Source organism: Aquirhabdus parva (genome assembly GCF_003351745.1).
Taxonomy (GTDB): Bacteria; Pseudomonadota; Gammaproteobacteria; order Pseudomonadales; family Moraxellaceae; genus Aquirhabdus; species Aquirhabdus parva.
This window is the reverse complement of sequence record NZ_CP031222.1, coordinates 2,593,970-2,617,457: the sequence shown is the minus strand read 5'-3', so window position 1 is coordinate 2,617,457 and position 23,488 is coordinate 2,593,970. Positions and strand designations below refer to the sequence as shown.

The 23,488-nt window shown below is 47.5% G+C and carries 22 protein-coding genes; 9 read left to right on the top strand and 13 right to left on the bottom strand.

Going from position 1 to position 23,488, the window contains the following annotated elements; translation table 11 throughout:
* Window positions 1-38: 38 nt before the first annotated feature.
* From ureC to ureA, 3 genes are read right to left on the bottom strand one after another with little or no spacing between them, the layout of a single operon-like run.
* Window positions 39-1,754: an urease subunit alpha gene (gene ureC / locus HYN46_RS11745; protein WP_114899561.1), complete on the bottom strand. Its 1,716-nt coding sequence runs from the start codon at window positions 1,752-1,754 to the stop codon at window positions 39-41.
* A 2-nt stretch (window positions 1,755-1,756) separates the two neighbouring features.
* Window positions 1,757-2,095, bottom strand: a complete 339-nt coding sequence (locus HYN46_RS11740) for an urease subunit beta (protein ID WP_114899560.1) — start codon at window positions 2,093-2,095, stop codon at window positions 1,757-1,759.
* 47 nt (window positions 2,096-2,142) lie between these two features.
* Window positions 2,143-2,445: an urease subunit gamma gene (ureA, locus tag HYN46_RS11735; RefSeq protein ID WP_114899559.1), complete on the bottom strand. Its 303-nt coding sequence runs from the start codon at window positions 2,443-2,445 to the stop codon at window positions 2,143-2,145.
* A 257-nt stretch (window positions 2,446-2,702) separates the two neighbouring features.
* On the opposite strand from ureA, the gene HYN46_RS11730 reads away from it, so the two are divergent.
* Window positions 2,703-3,722 carry an alpha/beta fold hydrolase gene (locus HYN46_RS11730; RefSeq protein ID WP_114899558.1) on the top strand — a complete coding sequence of 340 codons (1,020 nt, stop codon included), beginning with the start codon at window positions 2,703-2,705 and terminating at the stop codon, window positions 3,720-3,722.
* Between the two features lie 120 nt (window positions 3,723-3,842).
* A complete protein-coding gene (gene ahr, locus HYN46_RS11725; protein WP_210009155.1) occupies window positions 3,843-4,856 on the top strand; it encodes an NADPH-dependent aldehyde reductase Ahr in 1,014 nt (337 codons plus the stop codon).
* 80 nt (window positions 4,857-4,936) lie between these two features.
* Here ahr and phoR read toward each other — a convergent pair whose 3' ends face one another.
* Both phoR and phoB read right to left on the bottom strand, forming a co-directional pair.
* Window positions 4,937-6,244 (bottom strand): phosphate regulon sensor histidine kinase PhoR, encoded by a 1,308-nt coding sequence (gene phoR, locus HYN46_RS11720; RefSeq protein ID WP_114899556.1) that lies wholly within the window; start codon window positions 6,242-6,244, stop codon window positions 4,937-4,939.
* Window positions 6,245-6,305: 61 nt separating this feature from the next.
* Window positions 6,306-7,016, bottom strand: coding sequence for a phosphate regulon transcriptional regulator PhoB (phoB, locus tag HYN46_RS11715; protein WP_114899555.1), 711 nt, complete (start codon window positions 7,014-7,016; stop codon window positions 6,306-6,308).
* A gap of 449 nt (window positions 7,017-7,465) precedes the next feature.
* Here phoB and HYN46_RS11705 point away from each other — a divergent pair, with 449 nt between their 5' ends.
* The 3 genes from HYN46_RS11705 (at window position 7,466) to HYN46_RS11695 (ending at window position 10,251) form a co-directional block, all read left to right on the top strand.
* Complete coding sequence (locus tag HYN46_RS11705) at window positions 7,466-7,957, top strand: SCP-2 sterol transfer family protein (RefSeq protein WP_407640759.1); 492 nt, start codon at window positions 7,466-7,468, stop codon at window positions 7,955-7,957.
* A gap of 49 nt (window positions 7,958-8,006) precedes the next feature.
* Window positions 8,007-8,996 carry a biotin synthase BioB gene (bioB, locus tag HYN46_RS11700; RefSeq protein ID WP_114899552.1) on the top strand — a complete coding sequence of 330 codons (990 nt, stop codon included), beginning with the start codon at window positions 8,007-8,009 and terminating at the stop codon, window positions 8,994-8,996.
* A 115-nt stretch (window positions 8,997-9,111) separates the two neighbouring features.
* Complete coding sequence (locus HYN46_RS11695; RefSeq protein WP_114899551.1) at window positions 9,112-10,251, top strand: aminotransferase class I/II-fold pyridoxal phosphate-dependent enzyme; 1,140 nt, start codon at window positions 9,112-9,114, stop codon at window positions 10,249-10,251.
* 149 nt (window positions 10,252-10,400) lie between these two features.
* On the opposite strand, the gene HYN46_RS11690 is transcribed toward HYN46_RS11695, so the two are convergent.
* The 7 genes from HYN46_RS11690 to def all read right to left on the bottom strand — a co-directional run bounded on the left by HYN46_RS11690 (window position 10,401) and on the right by def (window position 16,926).
* On the bottom strand, window positions 10,401-12,035 hold the full coding sequence (locus tag HYN46_RS11690; RefSeq protein ID WP_114899550.1) for a GMC family oxidoreductase: 1,635 nt from the start codon (window positions 12,033-12,035) through the stop codon (window positions 10,401-10,403).
* Between the two features lie 173 nt (window positions 12,036-12,208).
* Window positions 12,209-12,736 (bottom strand): DUF4334 domain-containing protein, encoded by a 528-nt coding sequence (locus HYN46_RS11685; protein WP_114899549.1) that lies wholly within the window; start codon window positions 12,734-12,736, stop codon window positions 12,209-12,211.
* A 111-nt stretch (window positions 12,737-12,847) separates the two neighbouring features.
* Window positions 12,848-13,483, bottom strand: coding sequence for a ParA family protein (locus HYN46_RS11680; protein ID WP_114899548.1), 636 nt, complete (start codon window positions 13,481-13,483; stop codon window positions 12,848-12,850).
* A gap of 172 nt (window positions 13,484-13,655) precedes the next feature.
* Window positions 13,656-14,825 carry a type III PLP-dependent enzyme gene (locus HYN46_RS11675; protein ID WP_114899547.1) on the bottom strand — a complete coding sequence of 390 codons (1,170 nt, stop codon included), beginning with the start codon at window positions 14,823-14,825 and terminating at the stop codon, window positions 13,656-13,658.
* Between the two features lie 295 nt (window positions 14,826-15,120).
* Window positions 15,121-15,765, bottom strand: a complete 645-nt coding sequence (can, locus tag HYN46_RS11670; RefSeq protein ID WP_114899546.1) for a carbonate dehydratase — start codon at window positions 15,763-15,765, stop codon at window positions 15,121-15,123.
* A gap of 95 nt (window positions 15,766-15,860) precedes the next feature.
* Window positions 15,861-16,298, bottom strand: a complete 438-nt coding sequence (locus HYN46_RS11665; RefSeq protein WP_162818178.1) for a hypothetical protein — start codon at window positions 16,296-16,298, stop codon at window positions 15,861-15,863.
* A 112-nt stretch (window positions 16,299-16,410) separates the two neighbouring features.
* On the bottom strand, window positions 16,411-16,926 hold the full coding sequence (gene def, locus HYN46_RS11660; RefSeq protein WP_114899544.1) for a peptide deformylase: 516 nt from the start codon (window positions 16,924-16,926) through the stop codon (window positions 16,411-16,413).
* 303 nt (window positions 16,927-17,229) lie between these two features.
* On the opposite strand from def, the gene HYN46_RS11655 reads away from it, so the two are divergent.
* The 4 genes from HYN46_RS11655 to HYN46_RS11640 all read left to right on the top strand — a co-directional run bounded on the left by HYN46_RS11655 (window position 17,230) and on the right by HYN46_RS11640 (window position 22,123).
* The gene (locus HYN46_RS11655; protein ID WP_162818177.1) at window positions 17,230-18,465 is read left to right on the top strand and encodes a LysM peptidoglycan-binding domain-containing protein; all 1,236 of its coding nucleotides are present in this window, start codon (window positions 17,230-17,232) and stop codon (window positions 18,463-18,465) included.
* Window positions 18,466-18,645: 180 nt separating this feature from the next.
* Window positions 18,646-19,737 (top strand): DNA-processing protein DprA, encoded by a 1,092-nt coding sequence (gene dprA, locus HYN46_RS11650; RefSeq protein WP_228254943.1) that lies wholly within the window; start codon window positions 18,646-18,648, stop codon window positions 19,735-19,737.
* Entirely contained in the window at window positions 19,734-20,318 is a 585-nt protein-coding gene (locus tag HYN46_RS11645) for an L-threonylcarbamoyladenylate synthase (RefSeq protein WP_114899541.1), read from the top strand. The genes dprA and HYN46_RS11645 overlap by 4 nt, the downstream gene beginning before the upstream one ends.
* 176 nt (window positions 20,319-20,494) lie before the next feature.
* Window positions 20,495-22,123, top strand: a complete 1,629-nt coding sequence (locus HYN46_RS11640; RefSeq protein WP_114899540.1) for an acyl-CoA synthetase — start codon at window positions 20,495-20,497, stop codon at window positions 22,121-22,123.
* Window positions 22,124-22,161: 38 nt separating this feature from the next.
* Here HYN46_RS11640 and HYN46_RS11635 read toward each other — a convergent pair whose 3' ends face one another.
* Complete coding sequence (locus HYN46_RS11635; RefSeq protein WP_114899539.1) at window positions 22,162-23,475, bottom strand: carbohydrate porin; 1,314 nt, start codon at window positions 23,473-23,475, stop codon at window positions 22,162-22,164.
* Window positions 23,476-23,488: the final 13 nt, after the last annotated feature.

Sequence of the window (23,488 nt, the reverse complement as noted above, 5' to 3'; positions counted from 1 at the left end):
GTTTTTAAGATACTAACTATTCACTAAGAGAAATTTCCTTAAAACAAAAAATACCTTTGCGCCAGCGGCAACACATCGGCAGGCTCACAGGTCAACAGCACCCCATCCGCACGCACATGATAAGTCTCAGGATCAACTTCCATCACCGGCAAATAGTCATTGAGCTTCATATCACTTTTGCGCAGTTCACGTGTTTTAGATACGGCACTGATTTGTTTCTTCAGTTTCAACTGATGATGCACGCCTTCGTCTATCGCCAGTTGCGACAGGAAGGTCAGGCTAGAGGCGTGTACGCCTTCAGGCAATGCGCCAAACATCGGGCGGAAATGCACGGGTTGTGGGGTTGGGATCGAGGCATTGATATCGCCCATCGGTGCCGCAGCAATCATACCGCCTTTGATAATCATCGACGGTTTTACACCAAAGAACGGCGGACGCCAGAGCACAAGGTCTGCGAGCTTGCCGACTTCAACCGAGCCGACCTCATGGGATAAACCATGAGTAATCGCAGGATTAATGGTGTATTTGGCGATATAGCGTTTGATACGGTTATTGTCATTGCGAGAGCTATCACTTGAGCCATCGAGCAGGATCAAACCGCCGCGCTGTACTTTCATTTTATGCGCAGTTTGCCATGTGCGGATGATCACCTCGCCGACACGCCCCATCGCTTGCGAGTCAGAGCTCATCATCGAGATTGCACCAAGGTCCTGCAAGATGTCTTCAGCCGCAATCGTCTCACGGCGGATACGACTTTCAGCAAAGGCGACATCTTCGGCGATGGCGGGATCAAGATGGTGACAGACCATCAGCATATCGAGATGTTCGTCGATGGTATTTATTGTGAATGGTCGTGTCGGGTTGGTTGAGGAGGGTAGCACATTGGCTGCACCAATGGCTCTTAGAATATCGGGTGCATGACCGCCGCCAGCGCCTTCGGTATGGTAGGTGTGGATGGTTCGATCTTTAAAGGCGGCAAGGGTCGTCTCAAGGAAGCCCGCTTCATTCAAAGTGTCTGAGTGAATCGCAACTTGCACATCAAAGCGATCTGCGACTGATAGACAGTTATCGATTGCCGCTGGTGTCGTACCCCAATCTTCATGCAGCTTTAAGCCAATCGCACCAGCACGGATTTGCTCTTCTATAGGCTGTGGCAAACTGACATTCCCTTTGCCCAATAAACCAATATTCATCGGTAAGCTATCTATCGCTTGTAGCATCCGCGCCATATGCCATGGGCCAGGAGTCACGGTCGTTGCGCTTGTTCCTGCCGCAGGACCCGTGCCACCGCCAACCATGGTCGTGATACCTGACATCAGAGCGGTTTCAACTTGCTGGGGGGCGATCCAGTGGATGTGGGTGTCGATACCGCCAGCAGTGAGAATTTGTCCTTCGCCTGCGATAACTTCGGTTGCTGCACCTAAGGGGATATCGACATTGGGCTGGATGTCAGGATTGCCTGCTTTACCAATTTTCCAGATGCGACCATTCTTGATGCCGACATCGGCTTTCACGATGCCCCAATAGTCGATGATGAGCGCATTGGTGATGACGGTGTCGGCAACTTCAGCAGCCAATAACTGGGATTGTCCCATGCCGTCACGGATGACTTTACCACCCCCAAATTTTACTTCCTCCCCGTACACGGTGTAGTCGTGTTCCACTTCGGCGATGAGGTCGGTATCGGCAAGACGAACACGATCCCCTTTAGTTGGACCAAACATTTCTGAATAAGCGCGGCGTGACATTTTCATGATTAATTCTCGGTAGCAGTATTGCCGTCTGTATCTGATAGCGGACCCATGACCCGCCCTTGAAAGCCGTAGACTGTTTTTAGTCCTGAAAGCTCTACCAATTCCACACGGCGTGTTTGACCGGGTTCAAAGCGTACAGCAGTACCCGCAGCGATATTGAGTCGAAATCCACGCGCAACTGCGCGATCAAATTGCAAGCCATCGTTGACTTCAAAGAAATGAAAATGCGAACCCACTTGAATTGGACGGTCACCGACATTGGTAATATCCAGCGTGCGTGTTTCGCGACCGGCATTGAGTTCGATGTCACCTTCATCGAGGAAATATTCACCAGCAATCATCATGTTTTCCCTTTTAGTGTGCTGTATAGATCATTGATTTGCTGCGATCAGATAATCGGTTGATGAACCGTGACCAGTTTGGAGCCATCAGGAAAGGTCGCTTCGACTTGAATCTCATGGATCATGTCCGCAATACCGTCCATCACATCATCGCGAGTGAGCAGGGTAGTCCCGTAGTGCATGAGCTCACTGACGCTCTTGCCATCGCGAGCACCTTCTAATAGCGCCGCAGAGATATAGGCGATGGCTTCTGGATAGTTGAGTTTTAAACCGCGAGCTTTGCGTCTTTCTGCCACGAGTCCTGCGGTGAATATCAGCATTTTGTCTTTTTCGTGCGGCGTGAGTTCCATGGTGCTTCCTTTTGCGGGTATTACTGATCAGTCTTAAATAGTTATGAAAGAATCATACCAAGAGCAATAACCTATTTTGAATAAGTCATATGCCTCACTTGACATTCCGCGCCTAATCTTTCATCCATCTGGAAGAAAATGCTAACCGCTTACTTCAAGCTTTCAGATACAGTCTGATCATATTACAAATTGTGATTAAGCGGACACTTCATTGGAGGTGTCATTTGAGCGGTTAAGCAAGATGTGGAGCGTAGTGAATGTCTGATTTCGTAGAGAATAGTGTAGAGTCGTTTATTGATGAGTTGCAATCGGCTTTAAAAAACAACCCTAAACCCATCAATATCAAAGCCCTTAAAAACTGGGAACCGTCAGGCCTCACGACCGCATTGCTGCGTAAAGTTCAAGGCTACGCGACAGGTATGAAACGTCGCAGTACTTTCGTTAAATCTCAAAAAATTGTCTGGCTTGAAGGTGGTAATCCGCATGGCGAGCCTGTCTTACTACTGCACGGCTTTGCTTCGAGTAAAGAAAATTGGGTGTTGTTACTGCCGTACTTAACCCGACGGTATCGGGTGTTTGTGCCGGATTTACCGGGTTGGGGTGAGAGTGAGTTTAACTATGTTGAGCAATATAGCTTAGAAAAACAGCTTGATCGCGTCGATAATTGGACTGGGCGCTATATGCCCAGTCAGTTTCATATCGTGGGTAGTTCGATGGGAGGAGGTATTGCGGCACTGTTTACGGCGCGACACCCAGAAAAAATACTCAGCTTAACGCTCATGAACGCGTTAGGAGTATTTGGTTCCGAGTCGACGCATTTTGAGCAAGAGCTGAAAAAGGGGAACAATCATTTGATTGCGCATCGTCTGACCGATGTCGTGCGCATGATGAGTACCGTGATGTCTTATAACCGCTGGACATTGACGGCGCTATTGGTGCCCTTGATGTATCAAGAGCTGGTTTCAAGACGCCATATCAACCAGCATATGTTTCATCAGTTGCTTGAGCACGCACCACCGACCATGTTTGAAGGAATTGCCCATATTACTTCGCCGACTTTGGTACTGTGGGGAGAGAAAGACCGAATACTGCATGCCTCTTGCGCCACCGTATTCAAACAGCTTATTCCGCAAGCTGAGGTGAAAATTTTCAGTGAAGTTGGGCATTTGCCCATGGTCGAAGTGCCGCAAATGACAGCGCGTGCGTTATTGGGTTTTTGGCGGCAATTGTCCAAAAAGCATATAGCCAAAGATCATCACTGTTTATCCCCTGCTTAATGTATGCCGCTTGGCGAGATGAGGGGTGAAGGGCTGATTCTGGTTGTCACAAGAGTCCTCTTTATCTTTTATTGATTTGAGGCTAAAACAAACACTTCAAATTGGATGAGTGGAACTGTGATGACGACGATTCGTGCTTATGCCGCACTTGCGGCTAATCAACCTTTACAAGCTTTTCAATATGAAGCAGGTGCGCTTAAAGCACATGAAGTTGAAGTTAAAGTTGAATACTGTGGAATCTGTCACTCTGATATTTCTGTGATTGATAACGAATGGGGCAATAGTATTTACCCCGTTGTCGGTGGTCATGAAATTATCGGAAAGATTACGGCATTGGGTGCTGAAGCCCGCGGACTCGAAATCGGGCAAACAGTGGGTATTGGTTGGACCGCCGACAGTTGTCAATATTGCGATCCGTGTATCCACGGTAAACAAAATCTCTGCGCAACATCGACTGCAACGATCATTGGTCATCATGGCGGCTTTGCCGAGAAAGTCCGTGCCAGTTGGCAATGGGCGATTCCGCTACCTGACAATGTTGATCCGGCCAAAATGGGTCCGATGCTCTGTGGTGGTATCACGGTATTCGCACCACTGCTGCAACACAACACCTTGCCGATTCATAAAGTGGGTGTGGTGGGCATTGGCGGTTTAGGTCATATGGCGATTAAACTGTTTAAGGCTTGGGGCTGTGAAGTTACTGCCTTTAGTTCGAATCCAGAAAAGGTCGATGAAGTCAAAGCAATGGGCGCGCATCAGGTGGTATCCAGCCGCAGCAAAGCTGAACTTGCCAAAATCAAAGGCACGCTCGATCTCATCGTAAGTACGGTGAATGTACCGCTGGAGTGGAATTCTTATCTCTCAGCCCTTGCACCAGAAGGCACGCTGCATGTGGTTGGTGCTGTACTAGAACCGATCCCTGTTCCTGCTTTTAGCTTGATTGGCGGTGCGAAGAGTGTGTCAGGTTCACCCACGGGTTCTCCTTGGGCGCTGCGCACCATGCTTGATTTTGCTGCCCGCCATGGGATAGCGCCACAAGTCGAAGAGTTCCCAATGTCACAGATCAATGAAGCCATTGAGCATGTGAAAAGTGGCAAAGCGCGCTATCGCGTGGTGTTAAAAGCAGACTTTTGATGTTGATTTGAAGATTAGATATTTAAAAAGCCAGAGCATATGACTCTGGTTTTTTTTATGAGGGGGGGAGGGTTACGTGATTATTCAACCAGTCGCTCTTTAGGGAAGCGGCATAGAAATGTTGAACCTTGCTCACGCTTAGAGGAGATCTCCAAGCGTCCCTCATGTTGCAGCATGACGTGTTTCACGATAGCGAGTCCGAGTCCTGTACCACCGGTATCTCGGCTGCGGTCACTATCAACACGGTAAAACCGTTCTGTCAAACGATTGATATGATGTGACTCAATGCCGATGCCGTTGTCCGTCACGCTAAAGCAGCAGTCATCGCCATCATCAAACCAACGTACTCTGATGATGCCGCCTTTGGGGGTGTACTTAATTGCATTGGTAATGAGATTGGTAAACGCACTGGTCAGCTCTTGCTCAGCACCGAGGATACTGCGGAAGCTTTCGATCTCCAGATTCAACTCGTGCTTAAATTCAGCATTATAGGCTTGGGCATCATCAAAGATTTTATTCAATAAATACGGCATATCAATGACTTTGCGTTCAGTCTGCGCACTGCTATTTTCTAAGCGCGATAGCAGCAGCAAGTCTTTGACAATGTTAGTCATGCGCGTGGTTTGTTGGCGCATTTGTTCAAAGCCACGCCGCCAGCGTGGGTTAAGGTCATCCTGATCCATATAGGTTTCAAGATAGCCGGACAGTACGGTTAACGGCGTGCGTAACTCGTGCGAAACATTGTCTACAAAGTCTTTGCGCATCAATTCTAGGTTGTGTAAGCGGGTAACATCGTAAGCGACCAGCAAGCGATCATTTTGTCCAAAGCGAGTGAGCTTACATTGGAAGTAACGCTCTTCATTGATCCAAGATTTAAGCTTAATCTCTTGGCTATAGTTACCTTGTTGGTAGTAACTGACAAATTCTGGAGCCCGGCAGAAATTCAGGATGTTGCGACCTTGATCGCCAGACTTTAGGCCCAGTATTTTTTCTGCAGCAGGATTCCACCACTCAATTAGCGAGCTAGCATCAATCAGGACCACGGCTTCTTCAAGCGCCGCAACAGAGGTTTGTGCACGGCTGATGACACCCAGCAGATTTTTGCGTGAGCGATGTTCACTGATTTGGATTCGGGTGATGTTGTACAGTAGGGCAGACCAGACACCACCCAGTTCAGGCGGCTCTTGATCGGGCGTGTGCTGCATCCAGCGATAGAGTCGATACAGTGAGTACCACTGTAAAAGTAAAAACAGAAACAAAGCCAGCAAGACCGCCAGCCAAGGCATACCAACGACCCAGCCGATGCAAAAAAAGATTAGCACCAGCCCAATTAAACGTAATAAATCTTGATAGACAAAGTCTAATAAAGAGGTCGTTGAATTACTCATGCGGGCAGTTTAGCCGATTTCAGCGCGGCGCTGTGAATCATTATGATCTGCCCTTATGGGTTTATGTTGCTGGTTGCAAGTCAATGCGTGTGGAGAAGCGATAGCCTGTACCACGCACCGTTTGGATAAACCGATCAAAGCCATGAGGCTCTAATACTTTGCGTAAACGGCGAATATGCACATCAATGGTGCGATCTTCTACATAGACATTACCGCCCCAGACTTGATCGAGCATCTGAGTGCGGGTATATGCACGTTCTGGGTGCGTCATAAAGAAAGCCAACAGGCGATATTCAGTCGGTCCCATTTCAACGGTATGCGTTCCAACACTGATGCGCTGGCTCACTGGATCCAACGTTAAGCCGTCTGCGTTGATGGCACGGTCTGCATTAAGTGCGCTGGCACGACGCAAAACCGCTTTGATGCGAGAAACCAGTTCACGGGTTGAGAAGGGCTTGGTCATATAGTCATCGGCGCCTGCGTCAAGGCCTTGCACTTTATTGTCTTCTTCTCCGCGAGCGGTCAGCATAATGACGGGTATTTCTGATAGGGACTCATCTTTCTTTAAGCGGCGGCAAAGTTCAATCCCGCTCATACTGCCTGGCATCATCCAGTCGAGCAGGATAAGGGCTGGCCGCTGATCGACGATAATGGCATGTGCGGTACGGGCATCTTCGGCTTGCACGCAGTCAAAGCCTGCGAGATCAAGCGCTGTGTGAATCATTTCACGAATGGGAGCTTCGTCATCAACAATTAAAATACGGTCTGTCATGGTTTCTGTGATCCATTTGCTGGTAACACACTGCCCAGTGCAATGCGTGATAACCAGATCGTGACAATCGTTTTGGATGTTTTTAGGTTTAACGACAGTTAAACAATATCCAAAAGCAACGTCAAACTAATAATGACAGTAATATTACAACGAATATTGTTACGGTTTGATTACGGCAAGATTCTTGCTTATCGTCTTTCATCTCGTAATTCACCTAGCTTATCGACAAAAGCCGACTGTTTTTGGTCTTTATGCCAGTGACAGCACAAACAACTGGTGCTAAAGTGAATGCCGTTTGTGTTTTCGACAGGTTGCATTGCATCAATGCATCGTGTTTATGATGAGTCTCATTGAGACTGTATTTTATATTTTTAAACATCGGCATCTCAATTTTTTGATCAAGCACTATGTGTATATGCCAATTTATATCCTCCATGCGAGCTTCTACTATGACTCTTCCTGTCGTTCAACTACCATTGCTCAATCTATCTACACATCCGTTTGATTTGTTGTTAGCGGGTTTAGGGCTACGCATGATTCAATTGGCGTATACCAGTCCAGAATTTAAAACGATTTTAGAAAATCGTTCGTTCACCATTCAGATTGAATCGCAAGACGGCATCGCCCGTAATTTTACCGTGCTGAATAATCAGGTCACTATGGCCAGCGGCCTTGCACCAAAACCAGATTTCACTTTGCGTTTTAAGGATGGTGAAACAGCGATACAGATTCTCAAGCAAGGCAATCCAGCAGCATTTATGACCGGCATGCAAGATGGCTCGGTACAAATGGAAGGCGACTTTAGTTTGCTGATGTGGTTTAACCAAGCTTCAAAAATGATTGTGCCAAAGATTCCGAAACCGATCTTAGCCAAAGTCAAGCCAGCGCTCAAACATGCGCGTAAGTTGCAGTCACGTTTTACACGTGCACGCTCTGCATAAAACGGTTAGATTCAGGTTAGATTGTTTTTCAGCAATAGGATAGGTTGAAATGATGCTACGTAATGATTGGACACGCGATGAGATCGCGGCACTCTTTGATTTACCCTTCAATGATTTGATGTTTCAGGCGCAAACAGTCCATCGCCAGCATTTTGATGCCAATGCGATTCAGGTCAGCACCCTGCTTTCCATCAAGACTGGTAACTGCCCCGAAGATTGCGATTATTGCTCACAATCCGCTCATCACCAAACCGCACTCGTTCCTGAAAAGAAAATCGCGATTGAAAAAGTTTTAGAAGCGGCCAAAGCAGCACGTGATACTGGTGCTTCACGTTTCTGCATGGGCGCAGCATGGCGTAATCCGCATGAGCGTGATATGCCTTATGTACTGGAACTGGTCAAAGAAGTCAAAGCTATGGGTCTTGAGACCTGTATGACTTTGGGTATGTTGTCCTCCAATCAAGCAGAGCGTTTGGCTGAAGCAGGACTGGATTATTACAACCATAATCTGGATACTTCTCGTGAGCACTATGCACATATCATCCGTACCCGTACATTTGATGACCGCTTGGATACCTTGTCCCATGTGCGTGCCTCAGGCATGAAAGTGTGTAGTGGCGGTATTGTTGGACTCGGCGAGTCACGTCAAGATCGCGTGGGTCTACTGCATGAGCTGTCCACCTTACCTTTGCATCCTGAATCTGTGCCGCTGAATCTACTGGTTGCAGTTGAGGGAACTCCGCTAGGTGATACCCCACAACTACCCGTGATTGAATGGATTAAAACCATCGCTGTTGCACGTATCTTGATGCCCAAGAGCTATGTCCGTTTGTCTGCAGGTCGTGAAGGGCTGACCGACTCCGAGCAAGCCTTGGCATTCTTGGCTGGCGCGAACTCCCTGTTCTATGGTGAGAAGCTCTTAACCACACCAAATGCCGATTCATCTCGCGATGACCGTTTATTTGAGACACTCGGTTTACACCGTGAAGCACCACGTGTTGATGTAAAACTCACAGCGCTTGATGCGATGAGTGCGTAATTGCAATCTTGATGTATAAAAAATCCCCCTGCATCACAGGGGGATTTTTGTTTTTCAACGCTCAAAATCACATATTGATTGTTGAGCCAGTATTCATCAGCCTGTAGAACTTGATATGACGCTCAATGCTTTTAATCTCTCTGAACAACTGGCTAGTCTACAAGCGCAGTCCCTCAAGCGTACTCCGCGTGCACTCTCCCATGGAGTCACGCCGTGTATCTGGCGAGGTGGCAAAGAGTTTCTGAATTTTTCTAGCAATGATTATCTCGGAATCGCTGATCATTATGCACTGCGTGATGCCGTGGTGGAGACGCTTAACCAACATGGCATAGGCGCTGGCGCTGCGCATTTGATCACGGGTCATACTGAACTCCATGAGCAATTGGAGCTTCGATTGGCCTTGATGAGTGGCTATCCGCGTGCGTTGCTGTTTTCTACCGGTTATATGGCAAATATGGGTGTGCTGGATGCACTCTTAACGCCTAAAAGCACGGTCTATCAGGATAAGCTCAATCATGCTTCACTAATTGATGGTGCCCGCTTAGTGGGTGCTGTACATCGTCGTTATCCGCATCAAGACTTAGTCGTACTTGAGCATTGGCTCGCAAGCGATACTTCACCATTAAAGCTTATTGCGACCGATCAAGTGTTCAGCATGGATGGCACAGAAGCTCAGCTTGAGCCGCTTCGACATCTTGCGGATCAATATCAAGCGGCGCTGATGATTGATGATGCACATGGTTTTGCGGTACGTGCTACACCGCTGCCAAAAGTCGATGTTTATATGGCAACACTGGGCAAAGCGGTTGGCACCTTTGGTGCATTTGTGGCGGGTTCTGACGAACTCATTGAATTCTTGCAGAGCCGAGCTCGGACATTCTGTTTTACCACAGCAACGCCGCCATTGCTTGCGGCAGCGACTTTGGCTGCACTGGACGTGATTGAAAGTGAAAGTTGGCGCCGCACAAAACTGGCGGCGCATATTGTGCGGCTACGTACTGCGCTCATCGAGCAAGGTTGGCTGTTGACAGATAGTCAGACGGCGATCCAACCAATCATCATTGGTGCCGCCGATCGGGCGTTGGCGATTTCGAAGTGGCTGGAGGAGCAAGGGGTATTGGCAGTTGCCATCCGTCCACCGACAGTACCAGTCGGCACCAGTCGGCTACGCATTACCCTCTCTGCTGCGCATCTGGATGAGGATGTTGAACGATTGATTGAGTGTTTACAGCAGGCAAGAATTGTTTTTCCTTAAAGGAATGTGAGCGATGATTCTGGATTTCAATGCCATTGAGATTTTTGTCAGGCAGAGATTGGCAAATATGAATGTGATTAGAGTTAAGGTATAGCTATGCTATTAAAGAAAAAAAGCCTTCTCGAAAGAAGGCTTTTTCCTTATTGCTTTTAAAGCCCTGCGCGAATCATATCGACCGCTTTTTCGGCAATCATGATGGTTGGGGCGTTGGTATTGCCGTTCACCACAGCAGGCATAATCGATGCATCAATTACGCGTAATCCTGCTACGCCATAGACTTTGAGAGTAGGGCTTACGACGGCCATCTCATCGGTACCCATTTTACAACTGCCCACAGGATGGTAGACCGTATCGACCCGTGCACGCAGTACAGCACGAATGTCATCATCGGTTTTTACATCGGCCGTAAAGAGATCTTTGGTGATGGTGTCTTTAAACGCATTGGCGTCCATCAGCTTCTTGGTCATCTTAAAGCCATCAACCATATCTTCGACATCAGCAGGATCACCCAAGAAGTTAGGATCAATCAGTAGTGGATCATCCATTGTCGGACCACTCAGTTTCACCGTACCCCGGCTACGCGGATTGAGCAGACACACATGGCAAGAAATACCATGACCGAGGTGCATGGTACGGGCATGGTTATCGACGAGCGCAATGACAAAGTGAAGCTGAACATTAGGAATGTCGAGACTCGGTTTGGTCTTCAGGAAGCCGCCGCATTCTGCGAAGTTACTGGAGATCATGCCCGTATGGTTTTTACGGTACTGCTGAATCTGACCCAGTACCCGGAAAGAACCGCCAACAGAAAGTCCGAAGCTATCTTGAGTATTGTTGGATTTGTAGCCGAACACAAAGTCAGGGTGGTCATGTAGATTTTTGCCCACGCCCGGCAAGTGGTGAATCACGGGGATCCCCTGTGCTTCAAGTTCAGCCCGATCGCCAATTCCTGAAACCATCAGCAGTTGTGGAGATTGAAATGCTCCAGCTGATACGATGACTTCTCGGGTTGCTCGGATCGTTTTCTTTACGCCATTTTGCTTAAATTCGACACCGACCGCACGACCATTTTCAAAAATAATGCGTTGTGCGAGTGCATTGATCTCTACGTGCAGATTGGGGCGTTTATCCATGTGTGGAAATAAATAGCCTTTGGCAGCACTACAGCGCTCACCATTGATCTGCGTGACTTGGTAAATGCCTAAACCTTCTTGCTCAGCACCATTGAAATCATCATTGAGTGGATAGCCGACTTCACGGGCTGCTGCGAGGTAGGTTTGTTGTAAGGGATTGTCAGTTCTGAGTTCACTGACATTCAGTGGTCCGCCTTGACCATGAAATTCATTGTGGATGCGTTCGTTATTTTCCGCTTTTTTAAAATAGGGAAGGACTTCATCATAGGACCAGCCTGTATTTCCCAGAGCCGCCCACTGATCATAATCTTTGCGGTTACCGCGGATATAAGCCATCGCGTTGGTTGCAGAAGAGCCACCCAAGCATTTACCTCGCGGCTGATAGCCTTTGCGCCCATTCAAACCGGCTTGCGGTACGGTTTCGAGCGCCCAGTTATTCATTTTGGTCGGCATGATGACTACTGCGCCGACTGGTGTATTGACCATCCAGCTATTACCGCCGCCACCTGCTTCAAGAAGACATAGTGATAAACTCGGATCTTCGGTCAACCGTCCTGCCAGTACACTGCCTGCAGAACCACCCCCAATGACAATGTAGTCGTATTCAGCATCACGTGATGCTGCAGTAGTTGTGTTATTCGTGTTGTTCATATCACTCTATCCATAGAGGGTTCAGTACCCTTGATTATATTGAAAAGCCACGTCAAAAAGAGCGTTTGTGGTGCTTTTTGTTGGCTTATTTGCGAGTTTCATCATCAACCTGAGTATGTGTGAAATCTTGTCCTTGAATCATACCGATCCGTTATTTAAAAAGGCGAAGTTTTTCAATCTCTTTTTAATACAAAAAAGAAAGGTTGTGTCATACCAATCAGATCCATCATACCCAAGAGTGTATTGTCATCGACCTTACGAAAGACGTCGTGAATAGGGTGTCCGTTATAGATCATGGTGGCAGAGACTTTGCCACGAAATTCGGTCATACGCAGGTGGGCTTTTGGCTTTTGTGTTTTTAAGAGCGGCATCAGCGCCGAGAAGAAGCGCCCGGCCAGAGCCGATTTAGGAGCAGGGAAGTTTGAGGTGAGGAGCCATAACGGAATACGCTCAGGATTGATGCATATAATTTGGTCATTACCGTTTTTAAACAGCATGGGGTCGACTTGGTCATTGTCGTGAAATTCCTTGCCATACCAGCCATAGGCTTCTAGTAAACCATCCATACGATGCTGAGTTGGGAAACCAGAACCATACCAGCGGCCCAGCATAAAATCCAGATCAACGGGATCTAGTGAGTCATAGAGTGCTAGTGCTTGCTCCGTTGTCGTTCCTGCTTGCAAAGATTCAAAGGTATTCATCGAAAGACTCTATGGTGTTGCACAGGGGTAAGGATCCATACAACAAAATAGAGATAAAGACCCCACTGATCTATGGCAAGAAGAGACATTGAGATCGGGAAAATCAGTCACTCAGGCATAAGAGTGACTGATGGTTGCAAGAACTGGATGCCATTGCGCTTGCATTGTCTGATAGAGTTTTTGTTGATGATCAAAAATGGTTAGCCCTTGGCCCGCAAGCTGTGGATAGGCGCTACGCTCGGTGATCCATGCGATGGGATCTTGGCCCAGTAACTTAAAGAATTCTTGTAGTTGTTTGTTAGTTGCAGATTGCGCTCGAACACGATTGGCCAATAGGTGAATTTGGACTTTTCCTTTACGCACGCGTTTGATGTCGTCGATATTCTTTAAAAAACGCTGAGTACTGTCAATATCAAAGAATGATGGCTGGATTGGCGTAATGATCGCATGACTTTCTGCGATTAACTGCTCAGCATGGTCGCCATTCAATGCACCGGGCGCATCAATGATGAGCCAATCTGTACGCTTGGGCACTTCACCGATCGTTTTTTCATTACGCCAGTCTAGGCTAATAATCGGATGAGCACTTTCAGGTCGGCGTTTCAGCCATTGAAGTGAGGATTTTTGTGGATCGGCATCTGCTAGTGCGACTTTCTCTCCACGTGCAGCCAGCGCAGAGGCCAGCGTGATTGCGGTCATGGTCTTACCACAGCCGCCTTTTTGGTTTGCGATTAAAATTGTCTTCATCTATGCATCCATTCAAGTGCTTTGAGAGCATGGCAAAGACTGAGCATAACAAAGTTTGGCTTAAGCGTAATGGCTGTTTTGTCAATTTATACGCAGGGTTTTTGTATAAAAAAATCAGACAACCGTTTAAACGCGTTGTCTGATCTTTGGGCAAACTACTTTTAGTAGAGGATTAGTCTAAGTAGTAGGTTGCAAGAGGCGGGAAGCCATTAAATTCAACAGATGAGTACGAGTTGGTGTAGGCACCTGTGGTCAACCAGTAGATTTTGTCACCGACAGCCAGATTCAATGGCAATTGGTAGTCGACGTTTTCATACATGATGTCGGTTGAGTCACAGGTTGGGCCTGCGAGCACAACGCCGCCTTCTTTCTCTTTGTCTTCCATTTTTGGCGTGTAGATTGGGTATTTAATTGATTCACCCAGTGTTTCGATCAAGCCTTGGAAGAGACCAACATCGAGGTAAACCCAACGCTTCAAGTCAGTACGTGATTTGCGAGAGATCAACACCACCTCAGAAACGAGTACGCCTGACTCACCCACGAGTGAACGACCTGGTTCAAGAATGATTTCTGGCACTTCATCGCCATGGTCATCATGCAGATAACGCGCAATCTCTTCAGCATAAGTCTGAATCGGGTTAACTTCAGAAATATAGTTGGCTGGGAAACCACCGCCCATGTTGATCATTTTCAGGGTGACGTTTTCTTCGTACTTCATCCAGTCAAACATGTATTTAACTTTAGACAGTGCAGCATCCCAAACCGCGATGTCTTTTTGCTGACTGCCGACATGGAATGAAATACCGTAAGGAATCAGGCCGAGCAGTTTGGCTTGAACCAACAGGTCGAGCGCCATGTCTGGGTGACAGCCGAATTTACGGGAAAGTGGCCATTCCGCAGTTTCGCCGCCTTCAACCAGAATCCGTACGAATACTTTAGAGCCCGGTGCATTGTCCGCGATGCTTTGCAAATCGTTTTTTGAGTCGGTGACGAACAAGCGCACGCCTTTTTCATAGGCATACTTTACATGCGCTGCTTTCTTAATGGTGTTGCCATAAGAAATGCGATCAGGGGTCACGCCGCACTCAAGGACGCGGTTCAATTCAAAAATTGAGGCGATATCAAAACTTGAACCGAGCTCATTCAGCAATTTAACAACGGGCGCACCTGGGTTTGCCTTCAATGCGTAGTGAACTTTTGCATTCGGGAAACAGGTTGTGAGCTCTTTGTACTTTTGACGAATGATTTCCAAGTCGACCACCAGAAAAGGCGTTTCTTTACCTTGGGAAAACTCTTGAATTTTGGTCCACTCGGCGGGGGAGCAATAGTTATTCAGGTTCATGGTGGATCAACTCAATAAAATGAAAAAATAGTCCTGAGGATGGCTCAGAAACACCTTTTTGCTGCTCGTTTGCTATGGTGTAAATAGCACCGTTTTGCAGGTCTTGCTAAGTCCGCCAAAGATATAGTTATAGACGATGAGATTCAAGCATAACTGCATGTCAATTTGCTAAAAAATCGACAATCTAAAACATTAATTGACGAACAGCGCACAAATCCCGTTGATCGGGGTTCGTGCTACTATTTTTAGGTCAGTTTAATGTAGGAATGTGACAGGTGTTGTTACTTCGGTCACATTAGTCGGGTGCAGCCAGGCGACGGGCTTCTAAGTTGGCCGCTTCGAGCTGTTCAGGATGAGTCAACGTCAGTTTGAGATCCTGCAGCAAGCCATTTTCTAAGCTATACACCCAGCCATGAACTTCAAGCTTTTGTCCACGGGCCCATGCATCTTCAACAATCGTAGTTTGCCCGACACTCAAGACTTGTTCACGGACGTTGAGTTCGCAAAGTCGAGATACACGCTCAGATTCAGGCAATGCAGCCAGCACTTCTGCGTATTTGCGTGCAGTGTCTTGAATATGTTGCAGCCAATTATCGATGAGACCCAGACGGGTATTGGCGAGTGCAGCCTGAATACCACCGCAGCCATAATGTCCCACGATGATAATGTGCTCCACCTTCAAAACATCCACTGCAAATTGTAAGACGGATAGGCAGTTGAAGTCGGTACAAATCACCTGATTTGCAACATTGCGATGAACAAACATTTCACCGGGTGCCAGTCCCACGAGTTCAGTGGCAGGGACGCGGCTATCGGAGCAGCCAATCCACAAATATTTTGGGGTTTGCTGATTGACCAGACGACTAAAGAATTCGGGATCACGGGAGACAGTTTCTTTTGCCCAAGCTCGGTTACTGTCAAATAAGTTATCTAAAGGCATGACAACTAAAACTCAATAAATGAAAAGGCTGAATTAAATGAATCTGATGGATGACGACCGTCTCTATAATACGAGATTTTAGTCATTAATGACCATTAAGATTGTGAGCCATTGGGCGATGTTACATCGCTAATTTCCACACGGGGTTCATATTGCTTGAGATCATCGGCATGCAGCGCTGCAAAGAGACGTATCAATTTGCGTTCACTATACATGGCTGTGTAGATTTGAAAGATAAACCCAGCCAATAATGCAATAAATGCCCAAAACAAGAGCCCACCTAAAGCTGCAAGTTGTGCCATCTCGTTACTAGGCATCTTGCCTACTTGTACTTGATTCGCCAATAAGGAAGGATCGAGGTACAAAGGTTTTTGCTGATACAGCCAATAACAAGCCACTGCTAGAAATACCCAAAACAACCAACCCACCATGTTCCAAACTTTAATCTGACGCATCCGCAGACGGATATAGGCTTCTCTTTGGCGTGCAAGTTTCTCTTTGGGGTCTGTCATTACAGCATCGCGTTCCATCATCGATCTTCCTTATAAACGGATAGGCTATTGTTTTTAAGCGTATATGTTGATCATACACGACTCTAAATGACAACGTAACCGTTCTATCGGATGGATTACCGGCAAGGCCAGATTACCGCACACGCACTTTTTCACGTTCACGTTTGACCAGTTTGTCTTTGATACGTTGGCGCTTAAGCGGAGACAGGTAATCTACAAACAGTTTACCGCTTAAATGATCCATTTCATGTTGGATACATACGGCAAGTAGACCATCCGCATCAATCTTTACAGCTTTACCGTCAAGGTCGAGGGCTTCAATGCGGATACGGGCAGGGCGGTTTACACTATCCGTATATTCCGGTACTGATAAACAACCTTCTTCATAAGGGACCAGTTCTTCAGTCAGCGGTGTGATTTTTGCGTTGATGAAAACCATTGGTTGATCTTTGGTCTCAGAGACGTCAATGACGATCAGCTCAATGTGTTGATTCACCTGAGTCGCAGCCAAACCCACTCCCGGTGCAGCGTACATCGTCTCCAGCATGTCTGCTGCAAGTGTACGGATCTGATCCGTGACCTCAAGAATGGGCTTCGCTTTGGTCCTGAGTCTTGGGTCAGGAAAATGTAAAATCGGGAGTAGTGCCATGATGAATTGTGTTCCTCTTGCGGTGATAACGGCAAGTTAATGTGCTATCTATAATATTGCGATATTTTAGCGCTTTCCTGCGCGGGATGAAATGTACATTTTGGTGAAAACTTCGCAGAGTTTACGCGAAGGTTTGATTATGTGACGTGTCTCTCAGATGAAACGAAAAAATTCTGTGCTGATCTGCAATTAACCGTCTATGCACACTAGACTTAAGATGTATAAACGCTTATTGTAAATACTGACAGGGGACTGACAGGCAGTATAGCCTGAACGTGCGATCTATTTTATAGGGAAATGATAATGAGCGTGTTTACATCTGCATGTGCGCAGGATTCTATACAAGGTTTATCTACACAAGCTGCACCTCTTGCTGGACCAGCATCACATCACACACAAGCACTGATATCACGTTCGACTTTTATGACCAAAAGCCGACTGACAAAAATCGTCTTGGCAGTGACCTTAGGTCTTGGCATGCCAATGCTGGCTTCTGCTAAAAACAATCCAGCACCAAGCGTACGTGCGGATGCACCGGACACCTATATTGTCAAAAAAGGCGATACCCTCTGGGATATTTCTGGCAAGTATCTAAAAGATGCGTGGCGCTGGAAAGAAATCTGGGCGGTCAATCCTCAAGTGAAAAATCCACATTGGATCTATCCCGGTGATCGTTTGATTCTGTGCGTGATCAAAGGACATAAAGTAGTTGGCGTGGACATGGGTGATGGCTGTGTGGGCGTAGAGCGCCGTATGAATGGTTCACCTGAAGATAATCTGAATACTGTGAAGTTACAACCAAAGATTCATATTGATCCTTTAAATGTTGCGGTACCCGCAGTTCCCTTAAGCGCGATCAAAAGCTGGTTAATCAATGCCGATGTGGTCAGTGCCAGCACATTGAAAAAAGCACCTTATGTCTTGGCAACCAAAGACCGCCATGTGATTGCAGGCAAAGGGGATACGGTGTATGTTCGTGGTGGCAACTTGGTTGTGGGTGACAGCTATGGTATCTACCGTGCAGGCGAAGCCTATGTGGATCCAGAGACCAAAGAAATATTGGGTTACGAAGCCCGCTTAATTGCACGTGGCACCGCTACAGCGTTAAACAGTGATGTCTCAACTATTGAGCTTACGGATAGCGTTCAGCAAGAAGTCCGTGCGGATGACAAAGTTTTACCTGAAGCTGTAAGTAATGAGCCTGGCGTTTTCTATCCGACCAATTCAGAGAATATTGCACCTGGACGCTTGATCCGCGTATTGGATGGTATCGATACGGCAGCAGTGAACAGCACCATTGCACTGAATCGCGGTGAGCGTGAGGGCGTAGCAGTAGGCCAAGTGTTTGCAATCTACCGTCGCGGTGCATTGGTCCAAGATTCGCACGATGGTCAGCTCGTCCGTTTACCGAGTGAGCGTGCCGGTCTGGCGATGGTTTTCCGCACTTTTGCTAAGTTGAGCTATGCAATTGTGCTCGAATCGAATGGCACAATTAAGACTGGCGATGAGCTGCGTCCACCTGTATCGACAGGGGACTAAGTGAGTCACAAGACTGATTAGAAACTTGAGCGTTGTAGACTTCTGCCTCGGCAAAGTTTACAACAACTGCACTTTACGGAAAACAAACTTATTTCTACGCACAACCTCTCAAATTTTCAGACGGAAATCCATTTCTCACATACATCCCAAAGCTGGCTCTATGAGCTGGCTTTGTGGTATGTGGTTAATCATTCTATCGTGACTTGGCGTGGTCTCATCGCCCATTTCAACTCGGCTGAACAAGCATTGGCTGCATCTGCCGGTGATTGGAAGGTGCTTTCAGTCCATGCCTCGCATTTAAAGCGCTTATCTGATTGGAAGGTTAACGGTGCGATTCGTCAGCAATATCATCAGACCATTCGAGCCATAGAACAGGGTGACTTTCATTTGCTTTATGAGAAAATGCCTGAATACCCGAAGCTCTTGGCAACAATTACTGATCCTCCTCCATTTTTATTTTACCAAGGCAATATTGGTTGCTTAAACCAACCCCAATTGGCGCTGGTGGGTACGCGTAAGCCATCACCTTCTGCACGCAAGATTGCATTTGATTTTGCGCGTGAGCTTGCACAGTCTGGGATTTGGATTACAAGTGGTCTGGCGCATGGGGTTGATGCGGATTGTCATCGCGGTGCACTAGCGGCTGGCGGCGGTAGAACGATTGCAGTATTGGGGACAGGGATTGATCTTTGTTATCCTTCTGCGCACCAGTCGCTCTTCAATCAGATTGTGGCTGAGGGCGGGTTAATCCTTTCTGAATTTACGCCAAAAACAGAACCACTGGCACACCATTTCCCGAGGCGTAATCGCATCGTCAGTGGACTCTCGCTTGGGGTACTGGTTGTGGAGGCTGCATTAAAAAGTGGTTCCCTGATCACGGCAAGACTGGCAGCTGAACAGGGACGTGATGTTTTAGTCATTCCTGGTCATATTGCTAATGAACAAGCTGCTGGCTGTCATCAATTGATTCGTGATGGTGCACGGCTGGTGACGAGTGTGGCTGATATTTTGGAAGATTTAAATCTATCGCGAAATCCACTGTTATCGAGCTCGCTTGAGTCGGCTGTAGCGCAACCCGTAGAACCTGCTCAACCACTCGATGCTCATTTACAACCGCTGATGGCTCATTTAGATTGGCAGGGTCAAAGTATCGATAGTTTAGTGGACAGCTCAGGGATTGATGTTGCGACCCTGTCAGGCTTTCTGATGGAACTTGAGCTGATGGGGCAAGTCGTCCAAGTCAATGGTCTTTATCAACGGTGCCGAGTATGACGAATCATTCTGCAATCACTTCTGTATCTGCTATCGCATCCGCCGTGTCTGCTTTAGAGCAAGGGGAAGTCATTGCTTATCCCACAGAATCTGTATGGGGCTTAGGCTGTGATCCGTGGAATGAAGCTGCTGTGCAGGCGCTTCTGAAGTTAAAGGATCGACCAGTTAGCAAAGGGTTGATCCTTGTCGCTGCAGACGAAGCTCAAGTGAATCCTTTTTTGGAGAAACTCACGGGTGAGCAGCGTAAAGTCGTGATCGAAAGCTGGCTTGACCCGACATCCCGTGCCACGACATGGCTGGTGCCGTTAACTGATGACGTGCCGATCTGGATCAGCGGTGCGCATGATCGTGTGGCGGTTCGTGTGACGCGCCATGTTCAAACCCGAGATTTGTGCCGTGCATTTGGTCGCCCGATTGTTTCGACCAGCGCTAATCCGAGTGGTGAGCCTTCGGCTTTGGATTCAGCCATGGTTGAGCAGTATTTTAATCAACTCGTTTTTATTTTGGATGGTCAAACAGATGGAGCGACCCAGCCGAGCTTGATTCGTGATGCGATTACGGGCGAGGTATTGCGTGCTTAAGTCTTTACTGCTGAGCTTAATCTCAACACGATGTCCAACGCATTATAAAAAAACACCTACAGTCTGCGGTTGAAAGTGAGTCATGCTCTAGCACCAGCTTATGCCATCGTGAGTATGGAGTAAGCTTGTTGAAAATGGATTTTTTGACGTAAGAAGTAAAAAAATAGGACAGTGTTATGACGCATCCCTACGATGACTTTCCCAAGACCCCTGCTAATTTTGTGGCACTTTCTCCTTTGAGTTTTTTACCTCGCGCTGCGCGGGTTTATGCGGATCAAGCGGCTATCGTCTATGGTGACCGGCGTATCACATGGGCTGCCACTTACCAACGCTGTCGTCAGTTTGCAAGTCAGTTGGCTGCCCGAGGAGTTGGGCATAATGATACGGTTTCATGCTTGCTTCCCAATGTGCCCGCCATGTTGGAGCTGCACTTTGCGGTCCCTATGACGGGTGCCGTCTTAAATACCATCAATACCCGTTTGGATAGTCAAACTGTCGCGTTTATTTTAGAGCATGCTGATAGCAAAGTACTCCTAGTCGACCCTGAGTTTGCGGAACTGGCCTTGGATGCACTTAAGTTGATTGAGCGGGAAATTTGGGTGATCAATGTTGCAGATCCTGCGGTTGCTATTTCAGGACCGATAGACGCTGATTCCGATGAATACGAAGCGCTGGTTGAACATGGTGATCCTGAGTTCGTATGGCAACTGCCTGAGGATGAGTGGCATGCCATCAGCCTTAACTATACCTCGGGTACAACGGGTAACCCCAAAGGGGTCGTCTCACATCATCGCGGCGCTTACTTGAACGCAGTCGGAAATATTGTGGCATGGAGTATGCCTGCACGTGCGGTGTTTCTCTGGACGTTGCCACTGTTTCATTGCAATGGCTGGTGCTTTCCATGGAGCATTGCTGCGAATGGTGGCACAAGTATCTGCTTGCGCAAGGTTGACCCTGTCTTGATTTTTAAACTGATTAAAGCACATCAGGTCGGCTATTTTTGCGGTGCGCCGACCGTGCACACGATGCTGATCAATACGCGTCCTGAAGATCGAGTCTACATCGATCATCCTGTAGAGGCGATGATTGCCGGAGCTGCGCCTCCAGCAGCGATTATTGCTGGCATGCGAGAACTTGGGTTCGGGATTACGCATACCTACGGTTTGACTGAAACCTATGGTCCATCCGCACTCTGCGCTGCACAGCCGGGCTGGGACGATCTGTCTATTGCCGAGCAAGCGGATAAACATGGTAGGCAGGGATTCAATTCACCACTTCAGGAGGCGATGACTGTTTTAGATCCACAGACCTTGCACCCTGTGCCAGTCGATGGGGAAACCATGGGCGAAATCATGTTTCGAGGTAATCTGGTCATGAAAGGTTACTTGAAGAATCCAGCAGCCACGGCAGAGGCATTCTCTGGTGGATGGTTCCATTCTGGGGATTTAGCGGTCTGTCAGCCGGATGGCTATGCCAAGATTAAAGATCGTGCAAAAGACGTGATCATTTCAGGTGGTGAGAATATCTCGTCACTTGAAGTCGAAGAAGCCTTGTATCGTCATCCGGCGGTACTGGCAGCAGCGGTGGTAGCGATGGACGATGAAAAGTGGGGCGAAGTTCCTTGTGCCTTTATTGAGTTGAAGCAAGGAAGTTCGTTGAGTGTCGATGCGATCCGCGAGCATTGTTACGCACATCTCGCACGCTTTAAGGTGCCGAAGCGGTATGAGTTTGGAGAGATTCCAAAAACATCAACGGGGAAACTACAGAAATTTATTTTACGTGATCGACTCAAGCAAAAAGTTTAAATGCTTGAGTCCGTCATTTTAAAAATAATAAAATCAGTTTATAAGGTGATGATCGTTTTTAAGCCCAGTACAAATACATTTTTATTATCTGCAAGACCGCCGGGGTTTATAACGTATTGTAAATTAGGTCTAAATGCGACGGAATGAAGCGGCGCCCAGCTATAAAAGAACTCGGTTGCATATTCATAACCCCGTCCTACATCTGCGCCTGTATTCAGATGAGTCGTATTATATTCTTGCTGATATGCGGTTTGTCGGCCATTAATATGCGTTGCACCCAGTGCAAGGCCCACCATATCATCTACTCGATTAAATGGTGCTTTATATTCCATTCCCAGCGCAATCTGATGATCATTTGCAGAGGTCTCACGATCTGCCGCTGTAGCGTTCAAAAATACCGTTGCACCTTCGCTATCTGATTTTCCCGTCACTTGCTGGGCAAAATTAATATAGGCACCTGAGCGACTGTCGCGCTGTGATGCGTCACCGCCATACAATCCAAGCGGTTGACCTGCTTGATTGAGGTAAAGATCGGGACCGCCAGCATTGTTGTACCAAAAGCCTAGTTTATAGCTACCGGAAAGCTGATTCACTTTAGGCAACCAGCCAAACTCCAAAGGAATAAGGGCCCCTTTAGTCCCATCGGGATTATCCAGTTTCCAGCCATCTTTCACCGCGTAGTCATCACGGGCATAAGTGGGATTGACTTGATACACGCCGAGTTGAATATAAGTATCTGGTGTCGTTTTGATCTTCAGACGTGAGCCCCATTGGCTGACGGGCCAGTTGAGCCAATAGCTGCCAACGATATTACCGGGCTGTGAACCACAAAAAGTGAGGTTTTGAAAATCACACGAGAAGTTGGCGAAATCCTCTCCCACAGTCACACGACCGATCTTCCATTGTACCAGCCCATCCATAAAATCTTGGTTAAACCAAAACTGAGTCAGACGCCATGTCTGCCCGCGGCCATAGACTTCCTGCACTTGTTGTAGCGTGCCAAGATCGGCATCACTGCTTAAGTTGCGGCCATTACGATGCGAATAGGTGAGTTGAAATGTCCCGCCATTCCAGCCCAATAATCGGTTGAGATCAAGCGTCGTACCTATGGCAAACTGGTCGGTATAGCGGGTGTCATGCTGTTTGCCTCCGCTGAAATTATGGGCAACTTCGCTGGTGTAACCGAGGTTGAATTGAACACCTTGATCGGCGAGATGCGATCGATATCCACCCCAATCACCTAATAAATAAGGACGATTCTGAATGTCATCTGCAAGCTTGACATCCTGTGCATGGGCTGCGGTTGTAAAGAGCCCCACGATGGTCGCCAGAACAGTGAAGGATGATTTCATGGCCGACTCCAAT